Here is a 19,794-nt window from a genome sequence, read left to right as displayed (position 1 = left end):
CGGAATGCTGGACTCCGGCCCGCTTTGCCCGCTACCCCGCTGGCTGGGGTGCCCGCTTGCCCGCTCCTTGGGATGCCCGGTCGCCGCACCGGCCGGCTACGGCGTCAGGACGCCGTTCAGGAAGGGCTCCACGGCTTCCGCCCAGGCCTCCGGGTGCTCGTAGTGGAGGAGGTGGCCGGCGTCGGGGATCTCCGCGTACGCCCCGTGGGGCAGCACCCGGACCATCTCCTGGGCCTCGGCGCGGCCCAGTTCGCCGTCGAGGCCCCGGACGACGAGGGTCGGGCAGCGGACCTGGGCGAGGGAGTCCCAGTGGGCGTCGTGCACCCAGGTCTCGCGGGAGGTCAGCATCTGCGCCGGGTCGAAGACCGGGCGCCAGCCGTCGGCGTGCGCGGTCATGACCTCGGCGAAGAAGGCACCCCTGGCGGGGTTGGGGCGCTCCACCCACGCGTCCTCCTCGCCGAACCAGCGGCGGACGGCGTCGAGGGACGGGAAGGGGGCGGGCCAGCTGCGGAACCAGTCCTGCCAGGCGCGCTGGGAGGCGGCGCCGAGGGCGGAGGCCCGCATGTCGCAGATGACGAGGGCCCGGACCAGGTCGGGGCGGTCGGCGGCGAGCTGCCAGGCGGTGAGGGCGCCCATGGAGTGGCCGACGAGGGTGACCGGGCCGAGGCCGAGCTGCTCGATGGCGGCCGCGGCGTCGGCGACGTACGCCTCGCGGGTGAAGGAGCCCGCCGGGGGCTTCCCGCTCGCGCCGTGCCCGCGCTGGTCGAGCGCGACGACCCGGTGCCCGCCGGTGAGCCTGCGTACGGCGGGGGCCCAGTGCCCGGCATGACCCATCAGACCGTGGAGGAGTAAGACACCGGGGACGGCGGCCTGCGGGGCCGGGGGCGGTACGGGGCCGGGGCCGGGGGCCTGGGAGGCCGCGAGCGGTCCCGGGCCCGGGCCGGCGGCCTGCCGGGCGGGCGGCGGTACGGCGGCGGAACCGGCTGTCGGCGGCGCGGGCGGGCGCGGTACGGCGGCTGGGCCCGCGCTCTGCCTGGCCGGCTGCCCGGGGGGCTGCGGTACGAGGGCCTGGGGCGTGCCCGGAGGTGCCTGGCGGGCGATCCTCGGGGGTGCGGTCGGCCCGGGGCCGGGCGTGAAGTCCCAGGCCGCCAGCCGTACGCCGCCGGCCCCGGTGACGTCGAGTCGTCGCGCCATCCCTGGCACCCCCTCTGCTTCCCGTCGAACCACGCCAGACTATCGAACTCGTATTCGAAAATACTCTCCTGCCACCCAACACCCCTCGTTCGAGTGACAGGGCTCAAGGATTGACTCCCGTTGCCGAGGGGAGATCTTCAACGGGAGGCGGACCGCTCGGGGAAATCGGTCCGACGGGGACGACCTTGAGAGCTCGGGGCTCCAGGTCGGAACTGGGGAGGTCAGGCCCCGGCGCCCTCGGGCGCCGGGGCTCTCCGCATCTCCGCCGCATGACCCCACCCTCCCCGCGCTCGCGCCCCGCTCAGCCCAGCGTGGCACGGCGAGGGCGCGCGCGTGGCCATTCCGGCGTAAACGGGGCGCACGAGGGTCACCGCACCCGTTGTTCCTCTTCGGCGGGGGCATCTCGCTCGCGATCCTCGCGCTGGGGCTGCGGGGAGTCCTCGCTGCGTACATCTGGCGGACGGCGCCCCCGCCCGAAACGCGTGAGGGGCGCCCGACCGGGCGCCCCTCACTCCGTACTCCCTGCTCCGTGCCCGCTGCGGGCAGCGTCAGCGCTTCGCGACGAACACGTGGGCCGCGACGTCCGCGTCCAGCTCGGCGGCCTCGCCGCTGCTGCCCACCAGGATGCCGCCGGCCGACTCGGTCACCGACACCACGGAGCCGGGCTGCACGCCCGCCCTCCGCAGCGTGTACATCAGCTGGGCGTCCGTCTGGATCGGCTCGCCGATCCGGCGCACGACCACCGTCTTGCCGCCGGACGCGTCCAGCTCCGCCAGCGACACCATCGAGTCGTCGAGGAAGGCCTCCGCCTCCGCCTTCTCGCCGAGCTCCTCAAGCCCCGGGATCGGGTTTCCGTACGGCGACTCCGTCGGGTGGCGCAGCAGCTCCAGGACCCGCCGCTCCACGGCCTCGCTCATCACGTGCTCCCAGCGGCAGGCCTCCGCGTGCACCTGCTCCCACTCCAGGCCGATCACGTCGACGAGCAGGCACTCCGCGAGGCGGTGCTTGCGCATGACGCGGGTGGCGAGGCGGCGGCCCTCGTCCGTGAGCTCCAGGTGCCGGTCGCTGGCGACGGCCACCAGACCGTCGCGCTCCATCCGGGCCACCGTCTGGCTCACCGTCGGACCGCTCTGGTCGAGCCGCTCGGCGATCCGGGCACGCATGGGGACCACACCTTCCTCCTCAAGCTCGAGGATGGTGCGGAGATACATCTCCGTTGTGTCGATCAGTCCGGACATACGTGCCCCTCGATGAGTCGTGCGCTGGCCCTGCACCAATACTGACGCATCGGGCGGACAACCGGGCCTCACCGACCGAAGGGCGGTATTGACAGAGCAATGGTCCAGACCGCACCGTGATCGGCGACCAGGGCACGACCACGACACGACGGCGACGAGAAGGAGCTTCTGGAATGGGCGACAGCGCGGGCGAGAGCAAGCTGGCCGGACAGTTCTTCGACGCCGCGATCGACCTGCTCAAGCAGGTCCGCGACGGCGACTCCGCCGAGATCGCCGCGGCGGGCGCCGCGATCGCCGGGGCCGTCGCGGCCGGCAACCGGCTCTTCGCGTTCGGCGCGGGCCACTCCTCCCTCGCCGCCCAGGACGTCGTCTACCGGGCCGGCGGATTCGCCCTCATGAACCTGCTCGCCGTCCCCGGCGTCGTCGGCGTCGACGTCATGCCCGCGACGCTCGGCTCCGCCCTCGAGCGCGTCGACGGCCTCGCCGCGGCGGTCCTCGACTCCTCCCCCGCCAAGGCCGGGGACGTCCTGGTCATCGTCTCCCTCTCCGGACGCAACGCCCTGCCCGTCGAGATGGCGATGAACGCCCGCGCGCTCGGCCTCACCGTCATCGGCGTCACCTCCGTGGCGTACGCGACGGAGACGAAGTCCCGGCACGTGTCGGGGACGTACCTCAAGGACCACTGCGACATCGTCCTCGACTCCCGTATCGCCGTCGGCGACGCCGAACTCACCCACGACGGCATCGAGGCCCCGTTCGCGCCCGCCTCCACCGTCGTCACCAGCGCCCTCATGCAGGCCATGATGGCCGCCGCCGCCGAGGAACTCGTCCAGCGCGGCATCGAGCCGCCGCTGCTGCGCTCCGGGAACGTCGACGGCGGGCACGAGTGGAACGGCCGCGTGATGACGGAGTACGGCGACCGGATCTTCTACCGGCACTAGGACCCCTACTAGGACCCCTACGGGGTCTCCGGGCGGTCCCCCAGGTCCAGGGCCGCCGCCACCCGCGACGCCACCGCCTCCGCGAACACCACGTCCTCCCGCTCGAAGGGCGCGCGGCAGGCGGCCCGCAGGAAGGTCAGGACGCCGAGGGTCCGGCCACGGGAACGCAGCACCACGCACACCGCGTGCGCCGCGTCGCCCGGCCACTGGTGGGCCTCCGCCCACACCTCGGCGGTCCGGCCCGCGCTCGCCCGTACCGTGCCCACCCGGTCCCAGGCCTGGAGCGCCGGGTGCCTCGGGCCGTACCGCAGCGGGATGCCACCGCCCACGACCGGCGAGGCGGGCCCCGGGGCGCCCGCCGGTGTGGCCAGGGCCCGGGTCAGGCGCCGCTCGCCCGCGATCCGGTCGACCAGGGCGTGGTCGGCGAACCCGGCGAGCGCGAAGTCGAGCAGCACCGCCGCCGCCTCCGCCGGATCCTCGCACTCCGCCGCCGCCGCACCCGCCCGGTGCAGCTGACTCCAGCGGAACCGCAGCCGGTCCGCCTCCCGCGCCGCAAGGCGCTCCTCCGTCACGTCCTGGAACAGCCAGGCCACACCCAGCGGCACCGGCTCCTCCGCCATCGGCGACGACAGCAGCAGGAAACCGCTGCTCCAGCACCGGCGCCGCTCCCCCGCGGCCGTCCGGAGCGTGACCCACACCTCCACCGGCGCGGGCGGGCTGCCCTCCGCGAGGACGTGCTGGAGAGCGGCCTCCAGGTCCTCCGCGCCCTGCACGACGACATCGCCGAGCGGGCGCCCGAGCAGCGCCGTACGGGCCGTCCCGAAGGCACGGGCCGCGTGGCCGTTGACCATGGCGGGACGCAGATCGGCGTCCACGAGGACGACCCCCCAGGAGGCGTCGTCGAACAGGGCCTCGCTGAGGGCCACCGACCGCTCCAGATCGAGCTGGACGTGCACCTCGCTGAACGCGCAGTACACGCCGGCCGGGCCCCCGTCCGCCCCCCGTACCCCCGCGGCCTGGCTCCGTACGAGCACCCGGCCGCCGTCCTTGCGGAGCAGCGCCAGCTCGTGGACCTGCCGGCCGGAACCGGTCATGGCGCCCATCACCCGGCGCAGCGTCTCCTCGGCGTCGGCGGTGCGCGCGGCCCACCCCTCGAAGCCGCGCCGCCCGACGGCCTCCTCCGCGGACCAGCCGAGGATCCGCTCGGCCTCGCGGTTCCAGTGCGTGATCGTCCCGTCGGCGTCCAAGGCGCAGAGCGCCGCGTCCATCCCGTCGAGCAGCGCGGCCAGCAGATCGGCTCCCGCCCCGGAAACGGAAGCGGTCTCGCTCGCGGACTCCGTGAAAGCACTCATCCCGGCACCCCCCATGCTGCGGCCATTCAACTGGAACGTGACGCAGAGCACATCACCTTCGCCGAAAATGTTGCATCGCGGAAACAGACGCGTCCGGCCACAGGGTCACGGAGCCAGGCGCTCCACCCGCCAGGTCTCGCCCTCCCCGCCGTCCTCCCCCACCTCACGGGCCTCTTCACGGGCCTCTTCACGGACGTAGCGGAGCCGGTCGTGGAGGCGGTTCTCGTGTCCCTGCCAGAACTCGACCGCGTACGGGACGACCCGGATCCCACCCCACTCCGGGGGGACCGGGACCTGGGCGTCCGCCGGGTAGCGGGCGGCCAGCTCCTCGTAACGGGCGAGGAGCTCGGCGCGGGAGGCGATCACCGAGGACTGGCGGCTGGCCCAGGCGCCGAGCTGCGAGCCGTGCGGGCGGGTACGGAAGTAGGCGACCGTCTCGTCCCGGCCGACGCGCTCGGCACGGCCCGTGACGACGACCTGGCGGGCCAGCGGGTGCCAGGGGAAGAGCAGCGAGGCGTACGGGTTGGCCGCGAGCTCCGCGCCCTTGCGGGAGTCGTAGTTGGTGAAGAAGACGAAGCCGGCCCGGTCGTAGTGCTTGAGGAGGACCGTCCGGGAGGACGGCCGGCCGTCGGGGGTGGCCGTGGAGACGATCATCGCGTTCGGCTCGTGGATCGCCGGGCTCGCGGCGGTCTCCTTGAACCAGCGGGCGAACTGCGCGATCGGCTCCGGCGCCAGTTCGGCCGCCGAGAGCTCCGTGGTGCGGTACTGCTCGCGCATGTCGGCGGGATCCAGGCCCTCGTTCACGGGATCGGTCACAGAATCGTTCGCGGGATCGGTCGCGGGATCGGTCACAGGGCCATCCTGCCGCAGCGCCTCAGTTTGCCCGGCACCGCGTGCCGCCAACCCTGAGTCGCCGGATCGGCGGAGTGTGCCGGATGTCACGCTTCCCCGCATCATCGGAACCGTACAGACTCTTGGGCTGGACGACTGTTGAAACCCCACCATCGACCACCACTCGGTTGATCGATCATCGATAGAGGAGCCGCCTGATGTCCGACTTCGTACCCGGGCTCGAGGGAGTCGTCGCGTTCGAGACGGAGATCGCCGAACCCGACAAGGAAGGCGGCGCCCTCCGCTACCGCGGCGTCGACATCGAGGACCTCGTCGGTCACGTCTCGTTCGGCAACGTCTGGGGCCTGCTCGTCGACGGCGCCTTCAACCCCGGCCTGCCCGCCGCCGAGCCGTTCCCCATCCCGGTGCACTCCGGCGACATCCGCGTCGACGTCCAGTCCGCGCTCGCCATGCTCGCGCCCGTGTGGGGCCTCAAACCGCTCCTCGACATCTCCGTCGAGCAGGCCCGCGACGACCTCGCCCGCGCCGCCGTGATGGCCCTCTCGTACGTCGCCCAGTCCGCCCGCGGCCAGGGCCAGCCCATGGTCCCGCAGAGCGAGATCGACAAGGCCGAGTCCGTCGTCGAGCGCTTCATGATCCGCTGGCGCGGCGAGCCCGACCCGAAGCACGTCAAGGCCGTCGACGCCTACTGGACCTCCGCCGCCGAGCACGGCATGAACGCGTCCACGTTCACCGCGCGCGTGATCGCCTCCACCGGCGCCGACGTGGCCGCCTCCCTCTCCGGCGCCGTCGGCGCCATGTCGGGCCCGCTGCACGGCGGCGCGCCCTCCCGCGTCCTCGGCATGATCGAGGAGATCGAGCGGACCGGCGACGCCACCGCGTACGTCAAGCAGGCCCTCGACAAGGGCGAGCGCCTCATGGGCTTCGGCCACCGCGTCTACCGCGCCGAGGACCCCCGCGCGCGCGTGCTGCGCCGCACGGCCAAGGAGCTGGACGCCCCCCGTTACGAGGTCGCCGCCGCCCTGGAGAAGGCCGCCCTCGAGGAGCTGCACAGCCGGCGCCCCGACCGGATCCTGGCGACGAACGTGGAGTTCTGGGCGGCCATCGTCCTCGACTTCGCCGAGGTCCCCGCGCACATGTTCACGTCGATGTTCAGCTGCGCCCGTACGGCCGGCTGGTCGGCGCACATCCTGGAACAGAAGCGCACCGGACGGCTCGTCCGCCCGTCCGCCCGCTACACGGGCCCCGGCAAGCGGGACCCGCGCGACATCGAGGGTTACGCCGACATCGCCGGCTGAGCCTCCGGGTGGAGGAGGAGCTCCGCGTGATGGCGTGCCGCCACGAGCGGATGCGCGCGGAGCTTCCCCTTCAAGGCGTTGAAACCGTACTCGGCGAACAGCGGGTTCGCCGGGTCGTGCGTGACGCCGGGCGCCGTCGCCGCGTACGGGAACTCCAGCGGCGCGATCCGGGCGTCGAGCCGCGGGTTGTAGAAGAAGGGCACGGAGAACCGTTCCGTCGCCCCGGGCGGGGACACCACCCGGTGGTTCGTCGCCAGCAGGTAGCCGTTCGTGGCCACCTCAAGGAGCTCGCCCAGGTTCACGACGAACGCGCCCGGCAGCGGCGGCACGTCGTGGAACCTCCCGTCCTCCCGCTGCACCTGGAGCCCGCCCACCTGGTCCTGGAGCAGCAGCGTGAGGAAGCCGTAGTCCTTGTGCGCGCCGACGCCCTGGTCGTCGCCCTCGCCGCTGCTGCCCGGGTACCGCACCAGCTTGAGCTGCGGGTGGGCGCGCGGGCCGAAGATGCCGTCGTAGAAGTCCGCGGGCGCGCCGATCGAGGCGAGCAGCTCGTGCAGCAGCCGCTCGGCGACACCGCTGAGCCGCTCGATCCAGTGCAGGGCGGCCGTCCGCAGCTCGGGCAGCGCGGTCGGCCACTGGTTGGGGCCTTCGAGCCACCAGTACGGGGCTTCCCAGGGCGCGGGGGTGTGCGCGGGGTGCTCGGCGCCGATGTCGAGCTGGTCGCGCCAGTCGCGCGCGCCGGCCGTGCGCTCGTCGCCGGTGCGGGTGTAGCCGCGGAAGTGCGGCGAGTTGATGTTGTCGAGGGCGAGCCGGTCGGCCTCCGGCAGCGCGAAGAAGGCGCGCATCGCGGAGGTGAGGGCCCGGGTCTCGGCCTCGGTCACACCGTGCCCGACGAGCTGGAAGAACCCGACGTCATGGGCGGCCGAGTGGAGCTGCGCGTGCAGCAGCCGGCGCGCCTGGGGGCCCCGGTCGGCGGCGGAGAGGTCGACGATGGGGAGCTGCGAGGGGTAGGAGCCGGTGTCGGCGCCGGTACGGGTCGTGGTGTCGGCGCCGGTACGGGTCGTGGTGCCGGTCCTGAAGCTGGTGGTGCTTGCCATGGATGCGTCCGCGGGGTCTACGGGTGCCCGGGGCGGCCGCCAGGGGTGGGGCGGGGGCCACGGGTGCCGGTCGGCTTGGGCTCTGACGAGGGACCCTGGGGGGCTGTGGTGGGGCCCGGGAGGGTCAGGCGGAGCGGCGACAGCTCATGCTCGTGACGCGGACGAAGTCCACGTGGCGACGGCGTACGAGCGTAGGCATGCGACCAGCGTACTGCGGCGGACGCGGAACTACTGTGGCCCGGGTCACATGCCGGGCCGGTGCAAGCCCCTAGGCCAGCGCCTCGTCGAGGAGCCGCGCCCACTGCGCCACCACCCGCTCCCGGCGGGCGCGGTCGTCCGACAGGAGGGTGGCGAGGCCGAGGCCGCGGGCCATGTCCAGGAGGCCCTGGACGGTCTCGCGGACGCCGGGGCGTGACTCGTCGGCGCCCAGAACCTCGACGGCGACGCGGTGGGACTCGCGGCCGACGCGGGCCTCCAGGTCGGCGACCCGGTCGCGGAGCTGGTCCTCGTTGGCGGCGGCCACCCACAGGTGGAGCGCGGCCCGGAAGAGGGGCCCGGTGTACAGGTCGACGAGGGCGGCGACGGCCTCGTGGCGGTCGCGGGACGGCAGGGCCCGCAGCGCCTGGGAGCGTTCCTCGGCGACGTACTCGACCGCCGCCGTGAACAGGTCCTCGCGGGTCGGGAAGTGGTGCTGGGCGGCGCCCCGGGAGACGCCGGCCCGTTCCGCGACGACGGTGACCGTGGAACCCGCCCAGCCGTGCTCGGCCAGGCAGGCCACGGCCGCCTCCAGGAGCCGCTGCCGGGTGGCGCGGCTCCGGTCCTGCTTCGGGTTCCGGTCCGGCTTGGGTGCGGTCACAGCCGCCATGCGGGGTCCCGTCGTTCGAGGAAGGCCGTCATCCCCTCGCGCGCCTCGGCGGAGGCGAAGAGCGTGGCCGACCTCTGCACGAGGTCCTCCGCGTCCCGTTCGAAGGTCTCCAGGACTTTAGCGGTGACCAGGCGCTTCGCCTCCCGCAGGCCCTGCGGGGACGCGGCGCGCAGCGCGTCGACGATGCCGTCGAGTTCGGCGTCGGGGGCCGTGACCAGGCCCATGGCGACCGCCTCGGGGACGCCGAACCGCTCGCCCGTCAGATAGTGCCGGGCCGCCGCGCGCGGTTCCAGCCTCGGAAGGAGGGTGAGGGAGATGACGGCGGGCGCGACCCCGATCCGTACCTCGGTGAGGGCGAAGTCCGCCGCCTCCCCCGCCACGACGATGTCGCAGGCGCCGAGCAGGCCGAGGCCACCGGCCCGTACGTGTCCTGTCACGTGCCCGACGACCGGCTTCGGCAGCTCGACGACCTGCCGGAGCAGGTCGACGAAGGCGTATGGGCTCGGTGGCGCCTTCAGGTCGGCGCCCGCGCTGAACGTGCCGCCGGTGTGGGTGAGGACCACGGCCCGGACCAAGGGGTCCTTGCCGCAGGCGGTGAGGGCGTCGGCGAGTTCGGCGACGAGCGGCGCGGAGAGCGCGTTGCGGGTGGCCGGGGAGTCCAGGGCGAGCGTGGTGACGCCCCGCTCCTCGGTGATGGCGACCAGGGTCATGTGCGGTCCCTCAGTTCCCTTCGGAGGATCTTCCCGGACGCTGCCCGCGGGACGCCGTCGATGAACTCGACGGCGCGGATCTTCTTGTACGGGGCGACCCGGGCGGCGACGTACGCCATGACGTCCTCGGCGGTGAGGCCGGGCGCGGCCGGCTGGCGTACGACGAAGGCCTTGGGTATCTCGGTGCCGTCCGCGTCGGTGACGCCGATGACGGCGGCGTCGGCCACGCCCTCGTGGGTGAGGAGGAGCGCTTCGAGTTCGGCGGGGGCGACCTGGAACCCCTTGTACTTGATGAGTTCCTTGACGCGGTCGACGACGAACAGCCAGCCGTCGGCGTCGACCCGCCCGATGTCGCCGGTGTGCACCCAGCCGTCGGCGTCGATCATGGCGGCGGTGGCGTCGGGACGGCCCAGGTACCCCTTCATGACCTGCGGACCGCGGATGGCGACCTCGCCGTCCTCGCCGGGGGCGGCGTCCTTCGACGGGTCGTCGAGGGACAGGATGCGCATCTCGGTGGAGGGCAGCAGTTTGCCGACGGTGCCGGGCGGGGGGTTCTCGGCGGCGAGCGGGACGACGTGGGTGCCCGGGGACAGCTCCGTCATGCCGTACGCCTGGAGGACCGGCGGCAGCCCGAGCCGCGCCGAACAGGCCTCGGCGAGGGCGGCGTCGAGCGGGGCGGCGGCGCTGACGATGTACGTCAGGGAGGACAGGTCGTAGTCGGCGACGGCCGGGTGCTTGGCGAGCGCGAGCACGATCGGCGGGGCCACGTACAGGCCGTTGATGCGGTGCTTCTGGATGGCGCCGAGGAAGGTGTCGAGCTCGAAGCGGGGAAGGACGACGACGGTGGCGCCCTGGCGGAGGGGCGCGTTCATGAGAGCCGTGAGCCCGTAGATGTGAAAGAACGGGAGGATCGCGAGAATCCGGTCACCCGGCCCCATCGGGATGAGCGGCTCCAGCTGGGCCAGGTTGGTGGCGATGGAGGTGTGCGTCAGCATCACGCCCTTGGGGACGCCCGTGGTGCCGGAGGAGTACGGGAGGGCGGCGATGTCCCGGTCGGGGTCGACGCCGGTCTCGGGCACGGGCCCGGTGGAGCCGAGGAAGGCCTGCAACGACCGTATGCGCCCGCCGTGGGGACCGTCACCCTCGGGCCCCTCCGGCGCCTGGTCGCAGACGAAGATCTCCTCGATGCCGCCCGCGAGTTCGGCCGCCGCGCGGGCGGAGGCGAGCAGCGGCGACACCGTCACGATCCAGCGCGCGGCGGAGTCCCGGAGCTGCTTGGCGAACTCCTCGGGCGTGGCGAGCGGGTGCACGGTCGTGACGGACGCACCCGCGCGCGTGGCGGCGTAGAAGGCGACGGGGAACAGCACGGTGTTGGGGCTGTGCAGCGCGAGGACGTCCCCCTTCCGCACCCCGGCCTCCGCGAGCCCGGCGGCCACCCGCCGGTGGAAGGCGTCGACCTGTCCGTACGTGAGGGTGAACTCCCCGGTCCCGTCGATCAGCGCGGGCGTGTCGCCGCGCTCGGCGGCGCGCCCGAGCACCACGTCGTAGATGGGGAGGGAGACGGCGGACACGTTCTCGTACTCACTGCGGAACACCATGCGTTGCCCCCTGAGCCTGAGCGGTGAAAGGTGGTCGCCAGGATCGCGCGTGCCGGTACGGCTTGGGGAGACCCTGGCAGTACTCCACCAAAACAATCAAGCACGCCTGCATGGTTTCGTCGTGTTCGAGGCAGTTACCGGAGCCACTCCGCCCCCGGCAGAGCGCCCGATGCGACGAGCGCGGAGGCGAGCCCCTCGGGGCCCACCTCCTCTACTCGTGTGTTCACCTACGCCTCTTACTTCTTCGCGGGGCCGGAGCCGTCGGAGGAGTTGCCGCCGCTCGTCTCCGAGCCGCCGCCGCCGTGCCCCCGGCCGCTGCTGCCGTCGTCCTGCTGACTGCCGCCGGAGCCGCTGCCCGAACCGCCGCCCTGCTTACCCGACATGGTGGTTGCTCCTTCGGTTGGGTGGTGCTCGGAACGGCCATCCCCGAAACCGGAGGCCGAGCCCCCATGCCCGGAGTCGATCCGGGGCCTCCAACGGCGTGCGACGGGAAGCCGTTGGTGCTCCGCCGTTGGGCTCTACCTGACTGAGCTACTGGGGTGGGGGGTGGAGCCGCCGCTCCGACGGTGCTCACGGGGCGGATCTGCGGCGCGTGCGCGGCGCAGTCGGCGACGTGCTCATCGGCTGCTCCCTCCTTGTGGGGCGTGCTCCGGAATGGCTCCACCTTGACATCCCGGCCCAGACGTATCTGCCCCCGAAACGAAGACAGTTGAGACGTCTCTCGTCAGGGTGGAACGACCGATCGTTTCAGAATGAGGTTCGCAGGCGGCGGAGGCATATCAGGCTGCAGGCCAGCGAGCAGGCGCCAGGCTGTCACCCCGGAGCAGCCGGCGGTCTCCGAGGGGACATCCCGCTACGCGGCACCGGTTCGCAGCACGACGCCAGCGAGTGCCACTCGGTCGGAGACACGCAGCCGCCCGGGGTGGCGACGGTGGCGTTCGGGGGCGGGCGGCAGCAGCGGGGCCACCCGCTCCCACAGGTCGTCAGGAACAAGATCAGCACGCACGACGGACACTCTGCCGACCGAGACCGTCGGGCGTGAGGCGCCCGTAGCTCAACTCATCCTGAAGCGATCAGCGAGCAAGGTACTGCTCGCCTCGCCTGGTTCGGCACTGGGAGATCTCGGTGAGACTTCTCGCCCCCTACGAGGCAGCTTGAGCGTCGTTGGCTTCGAAGACCGTGCCGGTGGCACACGGCTTGCCGTCGAACCGGTCGGAGTCTCCTCCGCCCAGCCCGACCTTGTCGCCTTCCCGGGCGAAGAGTTTGCCGTCGGTGTCGTACACGGCGGCCTTGCCGTTCGCCTCGCGGACCGACCAGCCGTGACCCCAGGCAATGGCTGTCGGCTTGTCGCTCTTGACGGTGGCCACTGCGATGCAGTTGTCGTCCGTGACGACGAGAGTCCCTGAGAGGTGGGCGTAGAGGCCGGGGAACTTGTCACTCGCACCGCGCGTGATGATCTTTGCGGCGGACTTCTCGTTCGCGGCGACCGGCGAGTCTGCGCTCGCTGCCTTCACCGGTGCGGGGTCTTCCGCCTTCTTGCCCTCCGTGCCGGTTCCTCCGCACGCGGTGATCACGGCAGCGAGGAGCAGGGAACCCGCGAAGGCAGTGATGCCACGGAGTACGGGGCTTCGCCTCTGTCCCGCCCCCCACGTGTCGTGGGCTGCCTCGGCGTGTCGATCGCGGTTCTCGGGCATCGCATCCGACTCCTTCGGTGATGTCGTCAGTCCAGGCACTACTTTTCCGGTGGGACGCGGACCGCACCGTCGCGCGGGCGGCGGTGCGCTCCGATGACGCAGGCTCAGCTCTGGGTGCGTGAGGTCACCCGGTTTCGAGCGAGACGCCCCAGGTGTTCAGGATGGCGCTGATGGGGACATAGTTGTTCCAGCGGGAGCAGCGGATGCTGCCGACGTTCGGGGCGGTGGTGCCGCACGAGTACGTTCCCCCGCCGGCAGCGAGGTCCGGGCCCATCCGACTGTGGGGCGGGTTCGTTCAGATGGAAGTTTCCTCTGACCGAGCCCGCCCCACAGTGGAGGTCGCGCTGATGATGGCGCCTCAGGTATTGAGGGCCCCTTAGAGGACGTCTTAGTTGGTGATTCGGCGGTAGCAGATGAGTGCTGCGGCGATGCCGACGAAGCCAAGAAAGTGATCTGACATACGTTCATAGCGGCGATGTAGGCGACGGAAGCCGTTCATCCAGGCCACGGTCCGCTCAACCACCCAGCGGTGCCGGCCGAGTCGCTCCGATGACTCGATGCCCTTGCGTGCGATACGAGGCGTGATGTTCCGGTCTCGTAGCCATCGTCGAAGGTGGGGATAGTCGTAGCCCTTGTCTCCGTGAAGCTTCGCAGGACGGCGTCGGCATGGTCCACGACGCGAGCGAATCGGCGGAATGCCCTGGATCAGGGGCTTGAGTCCTTGGCTGTCATGGGTGTTCGCCCCGGAGATGCCGACTGAGAGAGGCAGTCCGTTGCGATCGGTCAGCAGGTGGATCTTGGATCCCATCTTGCCTCGATCGGTCGGATTCGGTCCCGTTAGGGCCCCCCTTTGAGAGCCCGGAGACTGACTGAGTCGATGGCGCATCGAGACCAGTCGAGGATGCCGTCGGAACCGAGCTCGTCGAGGATCACCCGGTGAAGCTTCGCCCAGACACGGGCTTCGGTCCACTGAGAGAACCGGCGATGGACCGTCTGCCAGGAAGCCCCGAAGACTGGTGGAAGCTGCCGCCACGTGCAGCCGGAGGTGGCGACGAACAGGATCGCGGCCAGAACACCACGGTCGTCAGCTCTGCGACGTCCACCTCCTTGGGGACGGACCGGTGCCTCAGGCAGCACTCGCAGGAAGAGTTCCCACAACTTGTCCGGCACCAGCCGCTGCATCATCTCCATGCCACCACAACGAGGGACCCGGCTGACCGGAGTCATGAGATGTGGTCGATGCTGTCCGAGACGTTGCCCGACAGCATCCTTGAGGAACCATGACCGACTACCTGCAAGCCATCTTCGACATGCTCGGCCCGGCGGAGAACCGATATGCCGACCCTGCCGCGTGGCTTCGCCTGGAGCAGGAGCTCGGCAGAGAACTCCCCACGGACTACAAGGCAATCGTCGACGCCTACGCGCCCGTCCAACTCAACGGCCACCTCTACCTCTCGGCTCATCCGGCTTGCGCAGGAAGGGAGCTGGGCAAGAAGATCCGGTCGACGTCGAGAGTCTGGGCGGAGAGCCGGTGGGAGTTCTACGACCTGGCTCCCGACGAGGACCCCCGTGTGATCTGCAACCGCCCGCAGATCGCCTTCGGCACCCCCGACGGCCTCATCCCACTCGCCGGCACGGACCAGGGAGCCGCCATCTTCCTCCCCCCAGAAGTCCACGGATTTCCTGACGGCGTGGTCGTTCAGGGGTCAGAGGGAGAATGGGCCGGCCACCCCATGACCTTCGCCGAGTGGCTGTATCGCTATCTGATCGGCGAGGAGATGGCCGGCTGGGACAGCGCGACCTTCTACCCCGGCCCCGTCCAGCTGGAGTACCTGCCCACAGGACCGGGAGAACGCACCCGCCAGACATACGGCCCAGAGCGCGGCATGTGAGGTCCGCACCAAGTGAGACGACTTCTTAGAAGATCTGGGACGAGGTCCCCGTAACCATGCTGGTGAGGACGATAGTGCCGCCCGGCGGGAACTTGTACGGGCTGCACGCAGAGGCCCAGCAAGCCTGGATGGTGTAGTTACCGCTCTTGTAGGACGACCGGTACGGCCAGCTACCTGTCCTCTTGCCGGGAGTCCCGGAGAAGCCCTGGTGCGCGTACGGGGTCTGACCGCTCACGAAACAGCCGTCGCCGGGGCTGCACACGTTGTCCTGGGTGATCGCGGGAGAGATGACGCTGGAAGATTCCGTCACCGAGATGAGTTCGCCGGTAGCCGCATCCTGGACGTACGTCAGTTCCTTCCCGGATCCAAGCAGGGCGATCTCGCCGCTGCTCAGCTTGTGCTCACCCTTTTACAGGGCTGCAGCACGCACTGACTGAGCCTGGGTGCTGGCGGGGGCGGTGTCTACGGCCCCTGCCGGACTGGACCCCGTGAGTGCTGCGGCGGCGGCCAGTGCGAGGGCCGCTGCCCCCATGGACAGGCGTCGAATTGGTGCAATCATCACGGCTCCTTGCAATTTTTCAGCGATCGGTTTTTCAGCGGCTGCGATGAGGAGGATCTGCCTTTGCATCAAGCGGATCAGGGACTTGCCGCTCGTGGGGTCACGTCACCTGGTCTTGATGGGCTCGTCGGCACTGTTGTACACCTGTCCGCTCACGGCATCCACGCGCCAGAGGTCGGACATTCCGGTGGGATCCGCCTCAAGTTCTGGGCCTACCGGTCCTGTTGAGATGCTCACGAGCCACATGGGCCGCCACGCGCCATCTCTCTCCACGGCCTTGAGGGTGAACGCCTTGAGCTGGAGATCATTCGGAATCCCACCCCGATCGGCGAACTGGTTGGTCATCGCGTCCCGCACCAGCGACTCGGCCTGATTGGCATTCAGCTTTGCCGGCTCAAGGTTCAGACGTTTGGGACCGAGTGTCACATTTACCTGTGAAACGCGTCCGGTCCTATTAACCTGCACGTCCAACATACTGGGCATGAGGACGCCCTTGTCGACCCACCGCCAACTTGTTATCCAACCAAGTTCGGCCTTCTCGCCAATGGGGTAGGTCTTGTGAGCGACGGCGTCCGCTCCCCATGGGTAGTGCTTTTCCATGTATATCCGTGCGACCTGGAATGCGTCCTTGTCGCTGGCCGGCGTCTTGGCTCCGACGACGGGGTAACCCATCACGCTGGGGCGGTCGCTGTCTTCCAGCAACATGTTGAGACGGTTCTTGTCCGGCCACGACAGGGTGCCGTTACCGAAGGCCTCCGGGTGGGCTTTGTCGCGGCTCAGGAGCGTGAAGACAACGTTCCTGCAGGGCGCTCCGACGCAAGGTTGGTCGTACACGCGTCCCAACTCATAGCGGTTGCCGAACGCCTCCCGAACAGCCTGTTCCACGGCTTGTCGCTGAACTGAGTTCGCATCCGACAGTCCTGTGCCGTCCACGTGGGTAAAGGCCACCAAAGGTCGCGCTACACCAGCCCCCAGCAACAGAATTACCGCGGCTGCGATCAGAGATGCCTTGGCCGCACCCTGCCACACGATCGAGCCGCGCTTTACGAGTACCAGTGCGGCGACAGCAAGCCCAATAAGACCGCCGAGAATGTTCATCTGCGCATCGGCACTGTCGCATACTCGTCCGAGGCCATCCACTTCGGCCTGAGTGAACTCTATGGCCAGGGGGAAGGCGACAACACCGACAAGGACGGGCAGCGGGCGCCTCACTGCCATCAGCGCGAAGAAGCCCAGCGGCACCGTCATGATCAGATTCCACAGGCCCTGAGTGGTCCGAAACGGCTCAACGGCGTCATGGTTGATGACACATTGGCCACCAGCCGGGCCGCTGCCCATGAACGTGACACCCAGCACAACCGTGGCCGTGGCGGCAAGACCGGCAAACCATAGGCCGTAGGGGCTGCCGATACGGCGGGCGAGTAGCCAGGCCGCACCCCCGATGATGAGGGCGACGACCACACAGACGGCTAGGTAGCCGTAGCGGTCTTGGAAAATCGCGGTAAACACGGGCGGTTCCTTGCCAGAGTCAGGACAACACGACGCCGCTGGGCCCCGCCTTCAGGAGGCGGGGCCCAGCGTGCTGGTTCAGCAGTGAGCAGCGGGCGTCTGGAAGTTGCCACCGCTGTAGTTGAGGATGCCGACGCTGTTGTAGCACAGCCAGTCGGTACCGAACTTCTGCCAGGACTTCGTCACCGTCTGTCCGGAGCTGATGGTGAAGTAGGACGAGTACGTCGTGGAGCCGTTCATGCTGTAGCCGAGGCGGACGCTCACGGCCGAGCCACCGGACTTGTAGTACGTGGTCGAGATCCCGGTGTACGGGTCGGGGTACAGGTCGCGCTTGCCGTGGGAGGTTGTACGCGGCCGATCTTCTTTTCCGCTCCCCGCGGGCCTTACGATCCGGACGATCCCGGGACCCCCCTGCCCGACGCTCCCGGCCGCCGTTCCACTGCCACGTCCCAGGAGGGACTTTGCACCGCACGCACCACACGGACCACCGGCACCGAGGCCACCGCCTCGCGGCCTGCACGGCCTTCGCGCTCGCCGTGGGCCTGGTGTCCGCCGGCCCGGTCGCCGCCGCCGTCGCGGCCCCGGCCGGAGCCACCGCCGCCGCGAAGCCCCGGTTCGACCGGGACGGAGACGGCCGGAGCGACCGGATCTACCGGTCGGCCGCCACCGGCAAGCTGACGATCGTCCTGTCGAAGACAGGGGCCGGCGTACCGTTCACGATCGGCGCCGACGACCACAACGGCGCCGTCAGCGTGGAAATCCTGCCGACGGACAACCTGTACGGCACCGACGCCCCGGACCTGCTGAGCCTCCGCTCCGACGGCACGCTCCAGCTGCACGCCACCGTGAGCCCCACCGCCACCGACATCGCGACCGTCTGGCAGGGGCAGGGCTGGCAGGTCTACAACAAGCTCATCGCTCCCGGGGACCTGACCAAGGACGGCCTCCAGGACATGCTGGCCCGTACCCCGTCGGGCGCGCTCTACCTGTATCCCGGCAAGGGAAGCGTGGACTACACGGGCCCGTTCAGGACACGCGTGTCGGTCGGCGGCGGGTGGCAGGGTTACGACCAGCTCGTCGGCACCAACGACCTCGACGGCGACGCGATGGCCGACCTCGTCGCCAAGACGCCGACGGGCGACCTCTACTTCTACAAGGGCACCGGCTCCGCCTCCACACCGTTCAAGGCCCGCGTCAAGGTGGGCGGCGGCTGGAACGCGTACAACCAGATCGTCGGCTCCGACGACCTGAACGGCGACGGCAGGGCCGACCTGCTGGCCCGCACGCACGCCGGCGCGTTCTACAAGTACCTCTCCATCGGCGGCGGGAAGTTCGCGGCGCGGACGTACCACGGGGGAGGCGGCCAGGACCTCTCGTACTTCCTCGGCCAGGGCGGCGTCCCCGCCTCCGGCAAGCACAACCTCTTCACCGTGAACGCGGCGGGCACCGCCTTCACGTACCGGGCGATGGCGAACGGCGGGCTCGCCGCGGCCAGGCAGTACGGCGAGGCCGGGACGAACAGCTCGCACTGGCGGATGACCAACACCCACGCGCTCGACGACACCGACCAGGCCACCGTTCTGACCTCGTACAACCCCGGTCTGATGAGCGACCGCACCGGCGAGGTCTCCAACAGCGCGGCCTTCTACCAGTACTACGCCGAGACGGTGTCGGTCGGTGACGTCACCAACGACGGCGAGGCCGACGTCCTCGGCCTGAATGTGTGGGGCAACCTGTTCCTCCACTCCGGTCTCAAGCACCAGTACTACCCGCGCGTCGGACCGGCCGTGAAGGTCGCCACGGGCTGGCAGCTGGACACCCTCGTCGGCACCGGCGACGTCACCGGCGACGGCCGCCCCGACCTGGTCTCCCGGGACGGCGTCAACCTGTACGTACACCCGGGCACCGGCTCGGCCACCGCGCCGTTCGCGGCGCGCGTCCTGATCGGCAAGGGCTGGGACGCGTACGCGCACCTGGCCTCGCCCGGTGACATGAACGGCGACGGCCGCTCCGACCTGGTCGCCGTCACACCGGGCGGCGACGTGTACCGCTACACGGCCACCGGCCTCCGCGGCACCGCCACGTTCACCGCCCGCGTCAAGATCGCGTCGGGCTGGAAGTACGAACACGTCAGCTGACGCGGGCCCGGACCATAGCCGCGCGCGCCCGAGCGCCGTGTCGAACTGAAGTCGATCTACCTGAAGCTCGTCACCGACGCCCCCGTCGCGCACAAGGGCGATGGCGACGGCCACAGCGGTGACACCTTCGACTACCCGAGCGTGAGCGGCTACTTCACCCTGGAGAAGGGCGAGGAGAAGCGGCTCCCGATCCGCCACCGCCTGAAGTGGGAGACCCCGCTGACCGAGGTGAAGGGGCAGAAGCTCGGGGTCCACCTGGGTCTGCACACCGAGGTCGACGCCGAGGGGATCAAGGCCCAGACCGACGACGACCTCGTGCACATCACCGCACTGCCCCTGCACGAGGCCGTCCTCGACGCCTTCGCCGCCGAGGGCTACGCCCTGGAGACCTCCCGGATCCACACGGGGAACATCCCCCGCACCGAGTACCACGTCTACCGCCGGCAGGGCCTCCTGCTCGTCGACCAGTTGAGCGACCAGGAGCGCCCCCGGAAGCTGGAGCTGCACTTCCACACCAACGCCGTCGGCTGCGAGATCTTCCTCCGCGAGGCCGCCCTGGACGAGCGGTACTGGAGGGAGAAGCCCCCGGCCCGCCGCTTCACCGCCGCCCACCACGAGGTCGGCCGGGTGGACTTCGGCGAGCAGGCCCGCCGCTGGATCAACGAGGTCGTCCACCTGGGCAGCAACCACCCCGCCGACGACGACGAGGACTGAGGCCGCCGTCCCTCACCGCCGCGGGGGGCCCGCCCCCCCCCCCCGGGGGGGGGCCCCCCCCCCCCCCCGGCGGGGGGGGGCCCCCCGCGCCCCCGCGCCGGCCCGGGGGGGGGGGGTGGGGGGTGGCCCGGCGGCCCCCCCCCACG

At 70.7% G+C, this 19,794-nt stretch carries 19 protein-coding genes; 5 read left to right on the top strand and 14 right to left on the bottom strand.

Going from position 1 to position 19,794, the window contains the following annotated elements; all coding sequences use genetic code 11:
• Window positions 1-96 precede the first annotated feature (96 nt).
• On the bottom strand, window positions 97-1,194 hold the full coding sequence (locus ABT034_RS25320) for an alpha/beta fold hydrolase (RefSeq protein ID WP_351218954.1): 1,098 nt from the start codon (window positions 1,192-1,194) through the stop codon (window positions 97-99).
• Between the two features lie 548 nt (window positions 1,195-1,742).
• Window positions 1,743-2,432, bottom strand: coding sequence for an iron-dependent transcriptional repressor DtxR (locus tag ABT034_RS25315; protein WP_351218952.1), 690 nt, complete (start codon window positions 2,430-2,432; stop codon window positions 1,743-1,745).
• A 173-nt stretch (window positions 2,433-2,605) separates the two neighbouring features.
• Here ABT034_RS25315 and ABT034_RS25310 point away from each other — a divergent pair, with 173 nt between their 5' ends.
• Window positions 2,606-3,373, top strand: coding sequence for an SIS domain-containing protein (locus tag ABT034_RS25310; RefSeq protein WP_351218950.1), 768 nt, complete (start codon window positions 2,606-2,608; stop codon window positions 3,371-3,373).
• A gap of 17 nt (window positions 3,374-3,390) precedes the next feature.
• Here ABT034_RS25310 and ABT034_RS25305 read toward each other — a convergent pair whose 3' ends face one another.
• Both ABT034_RS25305 and pdxH read right to left on the bottom strand, forming a co-directional pair.
• Entirely contained in the window at window positions 3,391-4,725 is a 1,335-nt protein-coding gene (locus ABT034_RS25305) for a PAS domain-containing protein (protein ID WP_351218948.1), read from the bottom strand.
• A 105-nt stretch (window positions 4,726-4,830) separates the two neighbouring features.
• Entirely contained in the window at window positions 4,831-5,529 is a 699-nt protein-coding gene (gene pdxH / locus ABT034_RS25300; protein ID WP_502973052.1) for a pyridoxamine 5'-phosphate oxidase, read from the bottom strand.
• A 245-nt stretch (window positions 5,530-5,774) separates the two neighbouring features.
• Between pdxH and ABT034_RS25295 the strand changes: the two genes are divergently transcribed.
• Window positions 5,775-6,875 carry a citrate synthase 2 gene (locus tag ABT034_RS25295; protein ID WP_351218946.1) on the top strand — a complete coding sequence of 367 codons (1,101 nt, stop codon included), beginning with the start codon at window positions 5,775-5,777 and terminating at the stop codon, window positions 6,873-6,875.
• On the opposite strand, the gene ABT034_RS25290 is transcribed toward ABT034_RS25295, so the two are convergent.
• The 8 genes from ABT034_RS25290 to ABT034_RS25255 form a co-directional block, all read right to left on the bottom strand.
• On the bottom strand, window positions 6,854-7,969 hold the full coding sequence (locus ABT034_RS25290; RefSeq protein WP_351218944.1) for an isopenicillin N synthase family dioxygenase: 1,116 nt from the start codon (window positions 7,967-7,969) through the stop codon (window positions 6,854-6,856). The two genes, ABT034_RS25295 and ABT034_RS25290, sit on opposite strands and share 22 nt — an antisense overlap.
• Window positions 7,970-8,237: 268 nt before the next feature.
• The gene (locus ABT034_RS25285; RefSeq protein ID WP_351218942.1) at window positions 8,238-8,834 is read right to left on the bottom strand and encodes a TetR/AcrR family transcriptional regulator; all 597 of its coding nucleotides are present in this window, start codon (window positions 8,832-8,834) and stop codon (window positions 8,238-8,240) included.
• Window positions 8,822-9,544 (bottom strand): enoyl-CoA hydratase family protein, encoded by a 723-nt coding sequence (locus ABT034_RS25280; RefSeq protein WP_351218940.1) that lies wholly within the window; start codon window positions 9,542-9,544, stop codon window positions 8,822-8,824. The genes ABT034_RS25285 and ABT034_RS25280 overlap by 13 nt, the downstream gene beginning before the upstream one ends.
• Window positions 9,541-11,142, bottom strand: a complete 1,602-nt coding sequence (locus ABT034_RS25275) for an AMP-binding protein (protein ID WP_351218938.1) — start codon at window positions 11,140-11,142, stop codon at window positions 9,541-9,543. The genes ABT034_RS25280 and ABT034_RS25275 overlap by 4 nt, the downstream gene beginning before the upstream one ends.
• 236 nt (window positions 11,143-11,378) lie before the next feature.
• Window positions 11,379-11,525, bottom strand: a complete 147-nt coding sequence (locus tag ABT034_RS25270; RefSeq protein ID WP_351218936.1) for a hypothetical protein — start codon at window positions 11,523-11,525, stop codon at window positions 11,379-11,381.
• A gap of 470 nt (window positions 11,526-11,995) precedes the next feature.
• Window positions 11,996-12,148: a hypothetical protein gene (locus ABT034_RS25265; protein WP_502973050.1), complete on the bottom strand. Its 153-nt coding sequence runs from the start codon at window positions 12,146-12,148 to the stop codon at window positions 11,996-11,998.
• A gap of 136 nt (window positions 12,149-12,284) precedes the next feature.
• Window positions 12,285-12,836 carry a hypothetical protein gene (locus ABT034_RS25260; RefSeq protein ID WP_351218934.1) on the bottom strand — a complete coding sequence of 184 codons (552 nt, stop codon included), beginning with the start codon at window positions 12,834-12,836 and terminating at the stop codon, window positions 12,285-12,287.
• Window positions 12,837-13,224: 388 nt separating this feature from the next.
• Window positions 13,225-14,021, bottom strand: a protein-coding gene (locus ABT034_RS25255) for an IS5 family transposase (protein WP_351219096.1) whose coding sequence is annotated in 2 segments (ribosomal slippage) — window positions 13,225-13,676 and window positions 13,676-14,021 — 798 coding nt in all. Because the reading frame shifts where the segments join, the coding sequence is not laid out codon by codon here.
• Between the two features lie 95 nt (window positions 14,022-14,116).
• Here ABT034_RS25255 and ABT034_RS25250 point away from each other — a divergent pair.
• Entirely contained in the window at window positions 14,117-14,728 is a 612-nt protein-coding gene (locus tag ABT034_RS25250; RefSeq protein ID WP_351218932.1) for an SMI1/KNR4 family protein, read from the top strand.
• Between the two features lie 664 nt (window positions 14,729-15,392).
• Here the strand turns inward: ABT034_RS25250 and ABT034_RS25245 are convergent.
• Together ABT034_RS25245 and ABT034_RS25240 are read right to left on the bottom strand one after the other, a co-directional pair.
• Window positions 15,393-16,796 (bottom strand): VanZ family protein, encoded by a 1,404-nt coding sequence (locus tag ABT034_RS25245; RefSeq protein WP_351218930.1) that lies wholly within the window; start codon window positions 16,794-16,796, stop codon window positions 15,393-15,395.
• A 78-nt stretch (window positions 16,797-16,874) separates the two neighbouring features.
• A complete protein-coding gene (locus tag ABT034_RS25240; RefSeq protein WP_351218928.1) occupies window positions 16,875-17,060 on the bottom strand; it encodes a hypothetical protein in 186 nt (61 codons plus the stop codon).
• A 197-nt stretch (window positions 17,061-17,257) separates the two neighbouring features.
• Here ABT034_RS25240 and ABT034_RS25235 point away from each other — a divergent pair, with 197 nt between their 5' ends.
• Window positions 17,258-18,934 (top strand): FG-GAP repeat domain-containing protein, encoded by a 1,677-nt coding sequence (locus ABT034_RS25235; protein ID WP_351218926.1) that lies wholly within the window; start codon window positions 17,258-17,260, stop codon window positions 18,932-18,934.
• Between the two features lie 45 nt (window positions 18,935-18,979).
• A complete protein-coding gene (locus tag ABT034_RS25230; protein WP_351219095.1) occupies window positions 18,980-19,648 on the top strand; it encodes a sporulation protein in 669 nt (222 codons plus the stop codon).
• The last annotated feature ends 146 nt before the right edge of the window (window positions 19,649-19,794 follow it).

Source organism: Streptomyces sp. NPDC002773 (assembly GCF_040295605.1).
Taxonomy (GTDB): domain Bacteria; phylum Actinomycetota; class Actinomycetes; order Streptomycetales; family Streptomycetaceae; genus Streptomyces.
This window is presented reverse-complemented; position numbering and strand designations above follow the sequence as displayed.

Bases quoted from the DNA above. Each gene is read 5' to 3' on its own strand.
- ABT034_RS25320 (WP_351218954.1), bottom strand. From the start codon at position 1,194: ATGGCGCGACGACTCGACGTCACCGGGGCCGGCGGCGTACGGCTGGCG.
- ABT034_RS25275 (WP_351218938.1), bottom strand. From the start codon at position 11,142: ATGGTGTTCCGCAGTGAGTACGAGAACGTGTCCGCCGTCTCCCTCCCC.
- ABT034_RS25295 (WP_351218946.1), top strand. From the start codon at position 5,775: ATGTCCGACTTCGTACCCGGGCTCGAGGGAGTCGTCGCGTTCGAGACG.
- ABT034_RS25305 (WP_351218948.1), bottom strand. From the start codon at position 4,725: ATGAGTGCTTTCACGGAGTCCGCGAGCGAGACCGCTTCCGTTTCCGGG.
- ABT034_RS25270 (WP_351218936.1), bottom strand. From the start codon at position 11,525: ATGTCGGGTAAGCAGGGCGGCGGTTCGGGCAGCGGCTCCGGCGGCAGT.
- ABT034_RS25310 (WP_351218950.1), top strand. From the start codon at position 2,606: ATGGGCGACAGCGCGGGCGAGAGCAAGCTGGCCGGACAGTTCTTCGAC.
- ABT034_RS25280 (WP_351218940.1), bottom strand. From the start codon at position 9,544: ATGACCCTGGTCGCCATCACCGAGGAGCGGGGCGTCACCACGCTCGCC.
- ABT034_RS25290 (WP_351218944.1), bottom strand. From the start codon at position 7,969: ATGGCAAGCACCACCAGCTTCAGGACCGGCACCACGACCCGTACCGGC.
- ABT034_RS25250 (WP_351218932.1), top strand. From the start codon at position 14,117: ATGACCGACTACCTGCAAGCCATCTTCGACATGCTCGGCCCGGCGGAG.
- ABT034_RS25260 (WP_351218934.1), bottom strand. From the start codon at position 12,836: ATGCCCGAGAACCGCGATCGACACGCCGAGGCAGCCCACGACACGTGG.
- ABT034_RS25285 (WP_351218942.1), bottom strand. From the start codon at position 8,834: ATGGCGGCTGTGACCGCACCCAAGCCGGACCGGAACCCGAAGCAGGAC.
- ABT034_RS25315 (WP_351218952.1), bottom strand. From the start codon at position 2,432: ATGTCCGGACTGATCGACACAACGGAGATGTATCTCCGCACCATCCTC.